This window comes from Rathayibacter tanaceti (genome assembly GCF_001634385.1).
Lineage (GTDB): Bacteria > Actinomycetota > Actinomycetes > Actinomycetales > Microbacteriaceae > Rathayibacter > Rathayibacter tanaceti.
In genome coordinates this window covers 1-640 of record NZ_LIIN01000302.1, presented here as the reverse complement: position 1 = coordinate 640, position 640 = coordinate 1, and the positions used below count along the sequence as shown (strand labels likewise).

Sequence of the window (640 nt, the reverse complement as noted above, 5' to 3'; positions counted from 1 at the left end):
GATTGACCCAGTATAAATTAGTGCGTGTCGGTCACGAAAAACACCGGCTGATCCGCTTTGCTTGAAGAGCAACTTCCAACAGAAACTCTTCGCAAAGGAACCAGCCGGTGCACAAGCAGACTACTACAGGGATGACGACCGAGCAATATGCGATTCTCGCCGAACGGATCGAAAACGAATTCCTGTGGCAGCGGCGGCGAGGACGGCCACGCAGACTGTCGCTCGCCGGGGCACTACAGGTCACTCTTCTCTACTATCGCCACAACGTCACCGAACAGTTGATCGCCGATGTGGTCGGTGTCAGTCAGTCGACCGTGTCGCGAACAATCGCGCTAGTGGAAGCGATGCTCACTGTCGTGACCGACGACGAGCAGCCGGACGTCGAGGCTGCGGTCGGCGAGACGACGGCCGTCATCGACGGGACCCTCCTCCCGTGCTGGTCCTGAGCAGACGCGCCCGAGCTGTACTCCGGCAAACACAAGACCACGGGGCACACCTGCCAGGTCCTCGCCGATCTCTCCGGTCGGCTGATCCACATTTCGGATCCGATTCCGGGCAAACACCATGATGCTCACGCATTCCGAGAATCACACTTGGCCGACATCATCAACCTCTCGAATACTTTGGCCGACAAAGGCTA

Annotated in this window: 2 protein-coding genes; both read left to right on the top strand. The window is 58.3% G+C overall.

Annotated features, from left to right (window positions below):
• Nucleotides 1-131 precede the first annotated feature (131 nt).
• Nucleotides 132-446 carry a helix-turn-helix domain-containing protein gene (locus tag ACH61_RS15760; protein ID WP_068213820.1) on the top strand — a complete coding sequence of 105 codons (315 nt, stop codon included), beginning with the start codon at nt 132-134 and terminating at the stop codon, nt 444-446.
• Between the two features lie 15 nt (nt 447-461).
• The coding region (locus tag ACH61_RS19475) for a transposase family protein (protein WP_161489696.1) at nt 462-640 on the top strand (179 nt) is incomplete at its 3' end.